Source organism: Rhodococcus sp. NBC_00294 (genome assembly GCF_036163995.1).
In the GTDB taxonomy this organism is placed as follows: Bacteria; Actinomycetota; Actinomycetes; order Mycobacteriales; family Mycobacteriaceae; genus Rhodococcoides.
Genome location: NZ_CP108043.1, coordinates 3,509,756 through 3,522,813, shown reverse-complemented (window position 1 = coordinate 3,522,813; position 13,058 = coordinate 3,509,756). Strand labels below are relative to the sequence as shown.

12 protein-coding genes are annotated in these 13,058 nt (G+C 69.7%); 8 read left to right on the top strand and 4 right to left on the bottom strand.

Annotation, left to right across the window (positions count from 1 at the left end; translation table 11 throughout):
* Positions 1 to 25: 25 nt before the first annotated feature.
* Together OHB23_RS16425 and OHB23_RS16420 are read left to right on the top strand one after the other, a co-directional pair.
* Positions 26 to 1,597 (top strand): DHA2 family efflux MFS transporter permease subunit, encoded by a 1,572-nt coding sequence (locus OHB23_RS16425; protein WP_328809912.1) that lies wholly within the window; start codon positions 26 to 28, stop codon positions 1,595 to 1,597.
* 96 nt (positions 1,598 to 1,693) lie between these two features.
* Complete coding sequence (locus tag OHB23_RS16420; protein ID WP_222627106.1) at positions 1,694 to 2,488, top strand: ParA family protein; 795 nt, start codon at positions 1,694 to 1,696, stop codon at positions 2,486 to 2,488.
* A gap of 3 nt (positions 2,489 to 2,491) precedes the next feature.
* On the opposite strand, the gene OHB23_RS16415 is transcribed toward OHB23_RS16420, so the two are convergent.
* Together OHB23_RS16415 and OHB23_RS16410 are read right to left on the bottom strand one after the other, a co-directional pair.
* Entirely contained in the window at positions 2,492 to 3,724 is a 1,233-nt protein-coding gene (locus tag OHB23_RS16415) for an Rv3212 family protein (protein WP_222638668.1), read from the bottom strand.
* A gap of 16 nt (positions 3,725 to 3,740) precedes the next feature.
* Positions 3,741 to 5,411 (bottom strand): DEAD/DEAH box helicase, encoded by a 1,671-nt coding sequence (locus OHB23_RS16410; protein ID WP_328809911.1) that lies wholly within the window; start codon positions 5,409 to 5,411, stop codon positions 3,741 to 3,743.
* Between the two features lie 320 nt (positions 5,412 to 5,731).
* Between OHB23_RS16410 and OHB23_RS16405 the strand changes: the two genes are divergently transcribed.
* Both OHB23_RS16405 and OHB23_RS16400 read left to right on the top strand, forming a co-directional pair.
* A complete protein-coding gene (locus tag OHB23_RS16405; RefSeq protein ID WP_051613614.1) occupies positions 5,732 to 6,463 on the top strand; it encodes a ferritin-like fold-containing protein in 732 nt (243 codons plus the stop codon).
* Positions 6,464 to 6,572: 109 nt separating this feature from the next.
* On the top strand, positions 6,573 to 6,806 hold the full coding sequence (locus OHB23_RS16400; protein ID WP_027506844.1) for a DUF3107 domain-containing protein: 234 nt from the start codon (positions 6,573 to 6,575) through the stop codon (positions 6,804 to 6,806).
* A gap of 82 nt (positions 6,807 to 6,888) precedes the next feature.
* Here OHB23_RS16400 and OHB23_RS16395 read toward each other — a convergent pair whose 3' ends face one another.
* Entirely contained in the window at positions 6,889 to 7,539 is a 651-nt protein-coding gene (locus OHB23_RS16395; protein WP_027506843.1) for a TetR/AcrR family transcriptional regulator, read from the bottom strand.
* 149 nt (positions 7,540 to 7,688) lie between these two features.
* Here OHB23_RS16395 and OHB23_RS16390 point away from each other — a divergent pair, with 149 nt between their 5' ends.
* From OHB23_RS16390 to OHB23_RS16380, 3 genes are all read left to right on the top strand, one after another.
* A complete protein-coding gene (locus tag OHB23_RS16390) occupies positions 7,689 to 8,702 on the top strand; it encodes a DUF3152 domain-containing protein (RefSeq protein ID WP_051613603.1) in 1,014 nt (337 codons plus the stop codon).
* Between the two features lie 19 nt (positions 8,703 to 8,721).
* Positions 8,722 to 9,900 (top strand): molybdopterin-synthase adenylyltransferase MoeB, encoded by a 1,179-nt coding sequence (moeB, locus tag OHB23_RS16385; protein WP_328809910.1) that lies wholly within the window; start codon positions 8,722 to 8,724, stop codon positions 9,898 to 9,900.
* An 82-nt stretch (positions 9,901 to 9,982) separates the two neighbouring features.
* Entirely contained in the window at positions 9,983 to 10,837 is an 855-nt protein-coding gene (locus OHB23_RS16380; RefSeq protein ID WP_027506841.1) for a TIGR02569 family protein, read from the top strand.
* On the opposite strand, the gene OHB23_RS16375 is transcribed toward OHB23_RS16380, so the two are convergent.
* Positions 10,834 to 11,529, bottom strand: a complete 696-nt coding sequence (locus OHB23_RS16375) for a FadR/GntR family transcriptional regulator (RefSeq protein WP_328809909.1) — start codon at positions 11,527 to 11,529, stop codon at positions 10,834 to 10,836. The genes OHB23_RS16380 and OHB23_RS16375 overlap by 4 nt on opposite strands.
* 87 nt (positions 11,530 to 11,616) lie before the next feature.
* On the opposite strand from OHB23_RS16375, the gene OHB23_RS16370 reads away from it, so the two are divergent.
* Positions 11,617 to 12,933, top strand: coding sequence for an MFS transporter (locus tag OHB23_RS16370; protein ID WP_056447820.1), 1,317 nt, complete (start codon positions 11,617 to 11,619; stop codon positions 12,931 to 12,933).
* Positions 12,934 to 13,058: the final 125 nt, after the last annotated feature.

Genomic DNA, 13,058 nt, shown 5'->3' with positions numbered 1-13,058 from the left:
CTACAGATCAGCCAGGAGACTCCGCATGACCGATCAGAGCACCGAGCAGGGCGCGCAGGGGTCCCCGAACACCCCCGGGCAGGGTGGTGTCGACACCGGTCAGGGGTTGGACGCGGCCGTCCTCAAGATCGCGGCCGTCATCGTCATCGGCGCCATCATGTCGATCCTCGACGTGACCGTCGTGAGCGTGGCGCTGCCGACCTTCGCCTTCGAATTCCAGACGTCCTACGCCAACGTCGCCTGGACCATGACCGGCTACACCCTCGCTCTCGCGACCGTCATCCCGCTGACCGGCTGGGCCGCGGACCGGTTCGGTACCAAACGCCTCTACATCCTGGCGCTGATCCTGTTCGTCGCCGGATCGATGCTGTGCAGCGTCGCGTGGGACATCACGTCGCTGATCGTGTTCCGCGTCCTGCAGGGCTTCGGCGGCGGCATGCTCATGCCGCTCGGCATGACGATCCTGACCCGCGCCGCCGGTCCCGAGCGCATCGGTCGTGTCATGGCCGTCCTGGGCGTACCGATGCTGCTCGGTCCGATCGCGGGCCCGATCCTCGGCGGGTGGCTCATCGACGCGGCGAGCTGGCACTGGATCTTCCTGATCAACGTGCCCATCGGCGCCGTGGCGCTGGTGGCCGCGTGGGTCATCCTCCCGAAGGACGCACCCGAGCCCTCGCAGTCCTTCGACTTCGTCGGCATGCTGCTGCTGTCGCCGGGCCTCGCGCTCTTCCTGTTCGGCGTCTCCTCGATCCCCGAGACCGGAACGGTGATGTCGGCTCGCGTACTGGTCTCCGCCGTCGTGGGGCTCGTCCTGGTCGCGGCGTTCGTGCGCCACGCCCTGCGGACCGAGCACCCGCTGATCGACCTCCGGCTGTTCGCCAACCGTCACCTGTCCGTCGCGGTGATCGCGATGAGCCTGTTCGCCATCGCGTTCTTCGGCGCGGGCCTGATCTTCCCGAGCTACTTCCTGCAGGTCCGCGGGGAGACCACGCTCATGGCCGGCCTGCTGCTCGCCCCGCAGGGACTCGGGGCGATGGTGTCGATGCCCATCGCCGGACAGCTCGCCGACAAGATCGGGCCGGGCAAGATCGTGATCACCGGCATGGTGTTCGTGACGCTGGGCATGGCCGTCTTCACGCAGGTGGGATCCTCGACCTCGTACGTCGTCCTGCTCGGCGCCCTGTTCGTCATGGGGTTGGGACTCGGCGCGACGATGATGCCGATCATGACCGCCGCGCTCCAGACGTTGGACGACGCGTCCGTCGCCCGCGGTTCGTCGCTGATGAACATCATCCAGCAGTCGGCCGGGTCGATCGGTACGGCCGTGATCTCGGTGGTGCTCACCAACCAGTTGCTCGACCGGGCGGCTGCGGGACCCGCCATCGCGGCACAGCGTGACCCGGCGATCGCCGAGCAGATCGGGCCGAATGCCGTGCAGGCCGGACTGGCGCAGGCAGCCGACGCGTTCGGCGGCACCTTCCTGGTGGCCACGATCATCGTCGCGTTCACCTTCGTGCCCGCACTCCTGTTGCCGCGCAAGAAGTTCCAGCGTGCAGACCAGGGTGACGCCGTCGCGCGCGGTGCGTTGCTGCACTGAGCTCGGCCTCCGGTCCACCCCGTTCGGCCCGGTGCGGCATCACGCCACGCCGGGCCGAACGTCGCTCGACACACCGAGTGATGCCAAGATCGTGCTGTGACGACGATCCTGGCAGTGGCCAACCAGAAGGGTGGCGTCGCCAAGACGACCACCGTGGCATCGCTGGGAGCGGCGCTCGTCGCTCTGGGCCGACGAGTACTCGTGGTGGACCTCGACCCGCAGGGAAGTCTGACCTTCTCGCTGGGGCACAACCCCGACAAGCTGGAGACCTCGATCCACGAGGTCCTCACCGCCGGGGTTCCCGTGGGCGACGCCGTGCTCGGCACGGACGAGGGTGTGGACCTGCTCCCGGCGACCATCGACCTGGCCGGCGCCGAGGCGCTGTTGCTCATGCGTCCAGGCCGCGAGTACACCCTCAAACGCGCCCTCGCGCCCCTCCTCGAGAACTACGACGTCATCGTGCTGGACTGCCCGCCCTCACTGGGCGTGCTCACCCTGAACGGGCTGACGGCCGCGACGAGCGTGCTGATCCCGCTGCAGTGTGAGACGCTCGCTCACCGCGGTGTGGGTCAGCTGTTGCGCACCGTCAGTGAGGTCCAGCAGATCACCAACCCCGATCTGACACTCCTGGGCGCTCTCGCGACCCTGTACGACGCCCGCACCACGCACAGCCGTGACGTCCTCGCGGACGTGTCCGGTCGGTACGACATCCCGGTGCTCGCGCCGCCGATCCCGCGCACCGTGCGGTTCGCGGAAGCGTCGGCGTCCGGCACCTCGGTGATCGCGGGACGTAAGAACAAGGGCGCTCAGGCGTACCGCGACCTCGCCGACAACCTGGCCGCGCACTGGACCGAGGGCGCACCCCTGGCCACGTACGACGCCGACGCCTGAGGCTCAGCCCAGGGCGACGGTCTCGGCACCGCGGCGCTCGAACACGCTGGTGCCGAGGACGGACAGTGCGACCGGTCCGGTGTACTCGCCGCGGTCCACCGCGATCGTGCGGGAGGCGACGCCGTTCTCCGGATCCACCACCGCGATACCGCCGGGAACCGGGACGAGGAGCTGACCGGCCATCACAGCACCCGCGCCGAGAGTTCCGGCGAGAACCCAGCGCTGTGACAGATCGGACTGCGTGAAGCCGACGGTGTCGGCGCCCGTCCACCAGGAGACGACGGAACCGGTACGCACGATGTCGGATGCGAGGGCGTCGGCGGACGGTGTGGTGACGTCGGCGGTCACGGCCTGCGCGGAGACGAAGTTGGCGGACCCGTCGAAGAGTGCCACCCGGGCGACCTCGCTCCCGGCCGGGGGGAGGTAGACCGCGAGGCGATCCCCGACCACCGCGAGGACGCGTGCTGCCGCTGCGTCCGCGGGGACGTCGGCCAGGATGGTCGAGCCGTACACGTCGGGCACCGTGTTGTCCTTCGGTGCGGGGTTCATCGACGTCAGGCGCAGGCCTTCCTCACCGGGACACCGTTCCAGCACGGCGAGGCGGGTGCTCGCGGACGCGCTCGACACGAGGTCGCATCCGGTGCGGGGTTGGCTGCGCGGGTTGACCGGGGCGTCGACACGCCCGTACTCGAGTGTGCGCACGAGGTCGGAGCGCCAGAGTTCGAGGCGCGTGGCGCCGAGTTCGGTCACGTACGTGCCGTCGAACGACAACCGGACCGGGTCGTCGGCGTCGTTGGTGCGCTGGTCCTCGCGCGCTCCGGTGGACCCGTCGAGCTCGGTGACCTGGCCGCATCCCCGGCCGTCCCGGAACACCGCCACCGCCGCGTCCCACGCCCCCACGACCGAGCAGAGGGCCCGGTCACGCGTGTAGGACCAGGACGGCGAGCCGGTGGCGGGATCGAGTCCGGTCACCGCGTCGCCGGTGGAGACGACGACGGCTCCGCCGACGGTGGTCGGTGCCCCGGTTCCGGTGTCGTCGGCGCGCCAGATCTCCGAGAACGACTCGGGCACCGACAATGCCGACGCCGGGGCGGTGAGAGGCACGTCGGCGACCACGGACGTGGTGCCGCGAGCGTCGCTGCGGAACCAGATCACCGAGGCGCCCACGAGGACGACCACGACGATCACCACAGCGGCGATCACGTCGACGCGGGTGCGCCGTTCGGGAGCGAGCACGTCAGGTACGTGACGGTCAGTCGGACGTACCGGCGGACGACGAGGCCTCCGCCGACGCGCCGTTCTCACCGGCGTGCGCCGCGGAACCGGCGGACGACCGGCGACGACGTCGACGACGGGGCTTGTCCGACGTGGATCCGTCACCGGACGCCTCGGCGGGGCCTGTCGTGGCCGAACTGTCCGCGGTGGCGGCAGTGTCGGCGTGGCCCCCGCCGCGGGTGCGGCGACGCGACCGGCTCCGGCGCGACGTGGTGGTGGCCTCGCCGTCCGACGCCTGGCCGGAGTTCTCGCTCCGGCTCGAGCGGGTGTCCGTCTTCTCGGCGGCGGGAGTCTCGGCGCGCCGCTTCGCGATGCTGCCCGTGGTGCCGTGCGGGATGTTCAGCTCCGCGTACAGGTGCTCGGAGCTGGAGTACGTCTCCACCGGGTCGGGGATGTCGAGGCCGAGGGCCTTGTCGATCAGCTGCCAGCGGGGGATGTCGTCCCAGTCGACCAGCGTGACGGCGATACCGGTGCGGCCCGCACGACCCGTACGTCCGATGCGGTGGACGTACGTCTTCTCGTCCTCGGGGCACTGATAGTTGATGACGTGGGTGACGTCGTCGATGTCGATACCGCGCGCCGCGACGTCGGTGGCGACGAGCACGTCGATCTTGCCGGAGCGGAACGCTGCGAGCGACTTCTCGCGGGCGACCTGCCCGAGATCACCGTGGACGGCGCCGACGGAGAATCCGCGCTCGGCCAGATCGTCGGCGACCTTCTGGGCAGTGCGTTTGGTGCGCGTGAAGATCATCGTGGCGCCGCGGCCCTCGGCCTGCAGCACCCGCGCGACCATCTCCGCCTTGTCCAGTGCGTGTGCCCGGTAGACGTGCTGGGCAGTGCGCTCGTGGATCGCGGAGGACTCGGCCTCCTCGGCACGGATGTGCGTCGGCCGAGTGAGGAACGTGCGGGCGAGCGTGATGATCGGCCCGGGCATGGTCGCCGAGAACAGCATGGTCTGACGCTTCTCCGGCACCATGCTCATGAGGCGCTCGATGTCGGGGAGGAAGCCCAGGTCCAGCATCTCGTCGGCCTCGTCGAGCACCAGGACGCCGACCTTGCCCAGGACGAGGTGGCCCTGTTTGGCCAGGTCGAGAAGTCGTCCGGGGGTGCCGACGACGACGTCGACGCCGGTCCGCAGGGTCTCGATCTGAGCCTCGTAGGGCCGTCCGCCGTAGATCGACATGACCTTCACGCGACCGTTGGCCGAGTGCAGGTGCTTCGACGCGTTCTCCAGGTCGGAGGTGACCTGGACGCACAGCTCGCGCGTGGGAACGATGATCAGCGCACGCGGGGTGCCGTCCAGGACCGTGGTGCCCGAGCCGTCGGCCGGACCGGTGGCGAGACGGTGCAGCAGCGGGACGCCGAAGCCGAACGTCTTGCCCATGCCGGTGCGGGCCTGGCCGATGAGGTCGTCGCCCGCGAGTGCCAGGGGAAGCGTGAGTTCCTGGATCGCGAACGTGCGCTCGATGCCGATGTCGGTCAACCCACGGACGATCTCGGGGTGAACGCCCAGCTCGGCGAAGGTCGGGGGAGTGTGGGTGGTGTCCAGGGTGGCCGAGACGGTGGTCTCCGCCACGTCGTCGGTCTCGTGGTCCACAGTGATCTTGCTCAGTGTTTCGGCCTTTCTCGTCTCTCGCCTCGCACGCACGACGAGGGCCAGGCCGCTCCGCGGCCGGTGTCGAAACCCTCGATTCGTCGACAGGCGCGATCGGGGTCGGCCGCAGATGCGGCGACACGATCGGCGGCAGACACGAATCAGGTGCGCGCACAATGTCGTGAGCACGGCTCCCGGTGCTCGCCGCGATCGCCTCCGACGGAGGTGACCACGGTGCGTCGGGCCGGCGTGCGGACCGTCTCGGTCCCTGCTGCCGGCACCGGTGGAGCGTGCTCGCGACCTATTCTACCTGGTCGGCACCCGACGCCGCGGTTCCGCTCGCGCGAGCCGTGTCGACGGTAGTCTCGGCAGCCATGCGAACAGATTCGGATCCACAGCACGGCGGGTCCACTCCGAACGTCCCGTCCGGGTCCGACGAGGGCCTTGCGACCGGGGGAACCGTGCCGGGTGATCACCCCGGAATCATCAGTCTCCTGGGCGTTCTCGCGTACGGCGAGATCTCGGCGTTCTACCGGTTGGTCGACGACGCTCGGATGGCTCCGACGCTCGGCGACCGCATCGCCATGGCGAGCATGGCGGCCGCCGAGATGAACCACTTCGAGGTGCTCGAGGCGGCCCTCGCGGAGCGCGGGCGGGACGTCCTGTCGGTCACCGAGCCTTTCGCCGCCGCTCTCGACGCCTACCATGCCTCGACGCTGCCCTCGACGTGGATGGAGGTGCTCGTCAAGACCTACGTCGCCGACGGCCTCGCCGCCGATTTCTACCGCGAGATCGCGCACAGCCTCCCGGACGACATCGCCGCCACCGTGCGCGAGGTGCTCGCCGAGACGGGCCACTCGGAGTTCGTCGTCACCGAGGTGGTGGCGCGTGTCGCGGCGAGTGCCGCGGACAAGGACCGGTTGATGCTCTGGGGACGCCGCCTGCTCGGGGAGGCCATCACCCAGGCGCAGTTCGTCCTGGCGCAGCGCGAGGAGCTGACCGAACTGGTCATGACGGCGTCGGGCGATTTCAATGGCATCGTGGCGCTGTTCGACCGCATGCAGGTCCGGCATTCCGAGCGGATGGCGATTCTCGGCCTCGTCTGACTCGTGTCGGTGTTCGCTGTGGGCGTGTGCGTCACGCACTCACCGGCGGCCGGTGCTGCTCTAACCTGAAGTGGACAGCAGGTTCGCGACAACGTTTCGGAGGTCGGCCGTGGAGGTCAAGATCGGAATTTCGGACAGCCCACGGGAATTGGTCATCAACAGCGCGCAGACGCCCGACGAGGTGGAGACCCTGGTCTCGAAGGCCTTCGGCGGCGAGGGTGTGCTGTCGTTGGTGGACGAGAAGGGCCGCAAGTTCCTGGTGCCCGCGGGCAAGCTCGCGTACGTGGAGATCGGTCCGTCCGACAGTCGTCGGGTCGGTTTCGCGTCGTCCGGCACCGCCTGACCGACGCGCCCACCGCGCACGAGGAACGGCCCCGCACCTGCTGGTGCGGGGCCGTCGTGGTCGTGAGACCGGGGTGCGTCGCCTACTGGGACTGCAGGGGGACGTGCGAGAGACCACCCCAGGCGAGGGTGACGGTGGTGTCCACCGCTTCCTCCTTGGTGATGGGACGATCCGCCTCGAGCCAGTAGCGGGCGGTGAACTGGCTCGCGCCCACGAGGCCGACGGCGAGGATGCGGGCACGGTGCGGGTCGAGTCCGGAGTCGTGGCTGACGAGGTCGAACACGGCGTCGACGCAGGCCTCGGTGGCCTGATCGACGCGGCTCTGCACCTGAGGATCGCCCATGAGGTCCGACTCGAACACCAGGCGGAATCCCTGGCTGTCGTTGTCGACGAAGTCGTAGAACGCGAGCACGGCGGCCCGGACGCGCTTGTGGTTGTCCGTCGTCGACCGCAGCGCCTGGCGCAGACCCGAGATGAGGCTGTCGACGTAGTTCTGCAGCACCGCGACGTAGAGGTCGAGCTTGCCGGGGAAGTGCTGGTACAGAACAGGTTTGCTGACGCCCGCGCATTCCGCGATCTCGTCCATCCCCGCGGCGTGGTACCCGCGGGCGACGAAGATCTCCCCGGCAGCGGCGAGGAGTTGGGCGCGGCGTGCATCACGGGGCAGTCGAGCACTGCGCCGGCCACTCCCGGTCCCGCCCACGGAGGAGCTTCGGTCGGCGACGTCTGTCATGTGTTTCGTGTGTCCCATCCGCCGCGACACCGGTGGACGAGGATCACTCAGACATCGGAACTACGCGGCATGAAAGTTCTTCCGGATCGTGACGACGATACCCCGGCGCGCCGACCGGAGGCCGCAGACGCGTGTGAGAACCTGGATCGGTGAGTGACCGACGGCAACCGCAGAGAGAGCCTGCGACGCGTGACGACCGTGCGCGACGCTCGCATCAGCCTCTGCGCGCCCAGTGGGATCCCACCGCGGTCGATCCCGGACGCACACGCGCCGCACGGCCGGAGCGCAGCGCCCGGAAGCAGAGCCGGCTGGGGCGGTTCACGTCGACCTACGGTTGGCGCGCCTACGCGATCCCGATCCTCGCGGTCGTGACGGTACTCGTGGTCGTCGACGCGATACGCGATCCCGGAACCGCGTCCACGACGGACTCGGCACCCGGATTCCCCGCGCTGAGCAACACGACCGACGACACCGGCATCATCGGTGTCCCGCCGCAGGCCGACGGGAACTTCGCCGAGACGGTGTCCAGCGGTCAGCTGCCCGACGGCGGTCAGTTCGCGGTGCAGGGCGCAGGCACGTGGCGCGTGGTGCCGGGAGTCACCGACCAGGTGGGCCAGGGCACCGAACGCACGTTCACCTACACCGTCGAGATCGAGGACGGCGTGGACACGACGGGCTTCGGAGGCGACGAGTCGTTCGGTCGCCTCGTCGACCAGACTCTCGCCAATCCCAAGAGCTGGACGAATGATCAGCGTTTCGCCTTCCGCCGCGTCGACACCGGTGATCCGGACTTCCGGGTTTCGCTGACGTCGCAGATGACCATCCGCGACGCGTGTGGGTACGACATCCAGCTCGAGGTGTCCTGCTACAACCCCGGTATCGGCAGGGTGGTGCTCAACGAGCCGCGCTGGGTGCGCGGCGCCGTGGCGTTCCAGGGCGACATCGGGTCGTATCGGCAGTACCAGATCAACCACGAGGTAGGCCACGCGATCGGGTACCAGGCGCACCAGCCCTGCGAGACCGACGGTGGCCTGGCCCCGATCATGATGCAGCAGACCTTCGGCACGGCGAACGACGACATCGCGGTACTCGATCCTGCGGGCGTGGTGCCGATGGACGGCAAGACCTGTCGCTTCAACCCCTGGCCGTACCCCAGGGCCTGACCGGGGAGGTACGAGGAGCATGACGATCGTCGACCCGGTGGTGGAACCGGGCCCGGAGCTGAGCCGCGAGCAGGTCGCTCGGTACAGCAGACACCTGCTGCTACCCGATGTCGGAGTGCTGGGCCAGCGGCGTCTACGCAACGCGAGAATCCTGGTGATCGGTGCCGGCGGCTTGGGTTCGCCCGTGCTGCTGTATCTCGCCTCGGCGGGCGTGGGCACCCTCGGCATCGTCGAGTTCGACGACGTGGACGCCTCCAACCTGCAGCGACAGATCATCCACGGCGAGGCCGACATCGGTCGGCCGAAGTCGGTCAGCGCCCGCGAGTCGATCCGGGCTGTGGACTCCACCATCGAGGTCCGGCTGCACCAGGTCCGGCTCGAGCCCCGCAACGCGGTGAACCTCTTCCGCCAGTACGACCTGCTGGTGGACGGCACCGACAACTTCGCGACGCGGTACCTCGTCAACGACGCGGCCGCCGTCGCCGGCATCCCGTACGTGTGGGGATCCATCTATCGCTTCGACGGGCAGGTGTCCGTGTTCTGGGATGCCGCACCCGGCGGTCTCGGCGTCGACTACCGGGACCTCTACCCGGATCCGCCCGCGCCGGGCACTGTGCCGTCGTGTTCGGAGGCCGGCGTGCTGGGCGTGCTCTGCGGGGTCGTGGGCTCGATCATGGCGACCGAGGCCGTCAAGCTGGTGACGGGCATGGGCGACACGCTGCTCGGGCGTCTGCTGGTCTACGACGCGCGCACCATGACCTTCCGCACGGTCACCCTGCGCCGGGACCCCGGTCGCGTGCGGGTGTCCGAGGTGGAGGAGGACTACGAGGTGTCCTGCGGTGTGGCCTCGCCCCTGCCGTCGGTGGACTCGGTGGACGGCGACCTCGATCCGGCGGCCGTGCGCGCGCTGCTGGACGGCGGTGCCCCGGTGGCACTGATCGACGTGCGGGATCCGGTCGAGTGGGACATCGTGCACCTCGACGGCGCAACGCTGATGCCTCTGCCGACGGTGTTGGCCGGTGACGCGGTCGCGTCGCTGCCGACGGACCGGCCGGTGGTGCTCTACTGCAAGACGGGTGTCCGCTCAGCCGAGGCACTCGCGGTCCTGCGGTCCGCCGGCATGGCCGACGTCCACCACCTGCGCGGCGGACTCGAGGCGTGGGCGCGCGACGTCGACCCCACCGTCCCGACGTACTGACACCGGGTTCGGTCACGCGTGCCGGGACACGCGCTCACCGGGGTCTGCGGACTCGCACCGCGGCGGCGGTACGGTGGCCGTCATGACATCGGCGGAACCTCCCCAGCACGTCATCGGCACGTTCGGGCTCCGAGACGTCGCGCCGGTGGCTCTGGGAGCGGACTGGGACGGCGGTTGGCGTCTCGGTGACGTCGTCCTGTCCCCGGTGGCCGATCACGCCCGCGGTGCCTGGTCGGCGAAGGTGCGCGAAACCCTTGCGGTGGAGGGGGTTCGGCTCGCACGGCCGGTGCGGTCGACCGACGGCCGCTACGTCGTGTCCGGATGGCGCGCGGACACGTACATCGAGGGGGTTCCCGAACCCCGCCACGACGAGGTCGTCTCGCTGGCGACCCGGCTGCACGTCGCGACGTCGCAGCTCGAGAAGCCGCGGTTCCTGACCCAGACGCCGGTCGCGCCGTGGAGTGACGTGGACGTGTTCGTCGCCGCTGATCGTGCTGCGTGGGAACAGGTTCCGTTCCGCTCCGCGCGTGCCGGGGGAGCGGTGGAGCCGACGTCGCCGGACGGTGTGCGCAGTGTCGAGGTGATCGGTCAGCTGGCCACCCTGCGTCGGCCGGTGCGCGAGCCCGACCAGTTGGTGCACGGAGATCTGTTCGGCACGGTGCTGTTCGACGGCGTGCAGGCTCCCGGTATCACCGACATCACCCCGTACTGGCGCCCCGCGTCGTGGGCCGCGGCCGTGGTGGTCGTCGACGCGCTCTCCTGGGGCGGCGCGGACGACGGGCTCATCGGCCGCTGGGAGGATCTCCCCGAGTGGCCGCAGATGTTGTTGCGGGCGGTGATGTTCCGCCTCGCGGTGCACGCTCTGCATCCGCGCTCGACCGCCGAGGCGTTTCCCGGTCTGGCCCGTACCGCCGATCTGGTGCGCCTGATCCTCTAGTCGGTCGGCAGTGCGCCGGAGTCCCGATCATCGGCACCGTCCGCGGCGAGCTCGGTGAAGAAGCAGCGTGCGGCGGTGGCCGCCGCGTCGGCGTCCCCGGACACGACCGCTCGGACCAGGGCCGCGTGCTCCTCGTGGAACGCACGGTCGGAATCGGCGTCGTGGTCGAGGATGGTTTCCTCGATACTGGGGAGCAGGAAGTCGTAGACCTCCAGGTAGATGCTGTTGTGGCTGGCCGCGACGATGGCACGGTGCAGGGACACGTCGAGATGCAGGGCCCGGGTGCGGTCGACGTCCCACAGTGCGGTCCGATGCGCCAGGGTGTCCTCGAGCATCCGGACGTCCTCGTCGGTCCGCCGCTCGGCGGCCAGTGTGGCCGCGGTGATGTCGAGCGCCCGCCGCAGCTCCAGGACGTCGCGTCGCCGCGCGGACGAGAAGTACTTGCCGAGGGCCGACGGCATCTCCGACGACGCGAGCACGTAGGTGCCCGATCCCTGGCGCCGCTCGAGCATGCCCGCGTGCACCAGCGCCTGGACGGCCTCGCGAACGGTGTTGCGTCCCGTGCCGGTCAGCTCGGTCAACTCCGGTTCTGTGGGTATCCGCGTACCGACGGCCCACGTCCCGGACTCGATCTCGCCTCGTAACTGGTCGGTGACCTGCCCGATGAGGCTCTGTCGGCGTACGGGTTGCACGTCAGTGTCTTTCTCTCGTGTGGTGTCGGTCTCGGCCAGTCTAATAGTCCTTTGCCAGACAGGTCGGATCATCCTATGATTCGTCCCATGACTGCGACCGCCACCACTGCCGAGCCCGGGTCACGCTCGACACTGCAGGGCCGGCTGTTGGTGTTCGCGGCACTCATCCTGTCCGCGTTCACACTTCGGGCAGCGGTCACCTCGGTGTCGCCGCTGTTCCCCCGGATCGGCGACGACCTCGGGTTCGGCGCCGGCGCCATCGGGCTCCTCGGGATGCTCCCGACCGCGATGTTCGCGCTGTTCGGCGTGCTCACCCCGGTCATCGCGACTCGTCTCGGACTCGAGCGGACGGCACTCGCCGCGGCGGCTCTGACCGGTGTCGGCATCTTCGCGCGGGCGTTCGCCCCCGGGCTCGGGTCGCTGGCGCTGCTCTCGGCGGTCGCCCTGGCCGGTATGGGTATCGGCAACGTGGTCATCCCGCCGCTGGTCAAGCGCTACTTCTCCGACCGGCTCGCCATGATGAGCACCGTCTACATCTGCCTCCTGCAGCTGGGCACGATCGTCCCGTCGCTCACGGCGGTCCCCGTCGCCGACGCGGTCGGGTGGCGCTGGTCGCTCGCGATGTGGGGTGTGGCCGCCGTCGCCGCCGTGGTGCCGTGGACCGCCATCGTGCTGACGCGACGCACTCGCCCCGCCGCCCCCGCGGTGCGCGGTGCGGAGGCTCCGGCGCAGGACGCCGCCGTGGAGGCCGAGCTCGACGGGCCGCTCACCGAGCCGTCGGCCCAGCCGGTGGCGCCGCCCGTCCCGGTCTGGCGCACCTCGCTCGGCTGGGGGATGGCCGGCATGTTCGCGATGACGTCCATGGTCACGTACTCGATGCTGACGTGGCTGCCCTCCCTCCTGGTCGAGGCCGGCATCAGCGAGGGTGCCGCCGGTGCCTCGCTCGGGGTGTTCGCCGCGGTCGGTCTCGCAGGTTCCCTGCTCGCGCCGTCCTTCACCAGTCGGATGGTCGACCCCTATCCCATCGTCATCGGCTGCGCGGTCTGCTATCTCGCAGGCTTCGCGGGCCTGCTGTGGGCGCCCGCGACGGGCACGGTGCTGTGGCTGATCCTGGTCGGTGCAGGTCCGACGACGTTCCCGATGTCGCTCACGCTCATCAATCTGCGCACGCGCACGGCCGTCGGCTCGGCATCCCTGTCCGGCTTCACGCAGGGAGTCGGGTACACCATCGCCTGCGCCGGCCCCATTCTCTTCGGTGTGCTGCACGAGAACACCGGGGGCTGGGAGTGGTCGTTCGCGTTCCTCACGTGCGGCATCGCCGTGCTGCTGGTCGCCGCCAAGGCCGCCTGCCGTCCGCGCGTCCTCGAGGACGGGCCCGTCCGCCAGGCTCAGTCGCGACCCTGACCCTCACGAAGCAGACCCTCACCAACCCGGAAACACGGACGTGAGGTCAAGTTCACGCACGGGTCACAGCGTGCAGCGCCCCCGCAACATGGTTTTCCTATCTTTGGGCTTCCCCAGAGATCAGG

Excerpts from the sequence above, each read along its gene's own strand:
- OHB23_RS16380 (WP_027506841.1), top strand. The coding sequence starts at position 9,983 with ATGACATCGGCGGAACCTCCCCAGCACGTCATCGGCACGTTCGGGCTC.
- OHB23_RS16425 (WP_328809912.1), top strand. The coding sequence starts at position 26 with ATGACCGATCAGAGCACCGAGCAGGGCGCGCAGGGGTCCCCGAACACC.
- OHB23_RS16405 (WP_051613614.1), top strand. The coding sequence starts at position 5,732 with ATGCGAACAGATTCGGATCCACAGCACGGCGGGTCCACTCCGAACGTC.
- moeB (WP_328809910.1), top strand. The coding sequence starts at position 8,722 with ATGACGATCGTCGACCCGGTGGTGGAACCGGGCCCGGAGCTGAGCCGC.
- OHB23_RS16370 (WP_056447820.1), top strand. The coding sequence starts at position 11,617 with ATGACTGCGACCGCCACCACTGCCGAGCCCGGGTCACGCTCGACACTG.
- OHB23_RS16395 (WP_027506843.1), bottom strand. The coding sequence starts at position 7,539 with ATGACAGACGTCGCCGACCGAAGCTCCTCCGTGGGCGGGACCGGGAGT.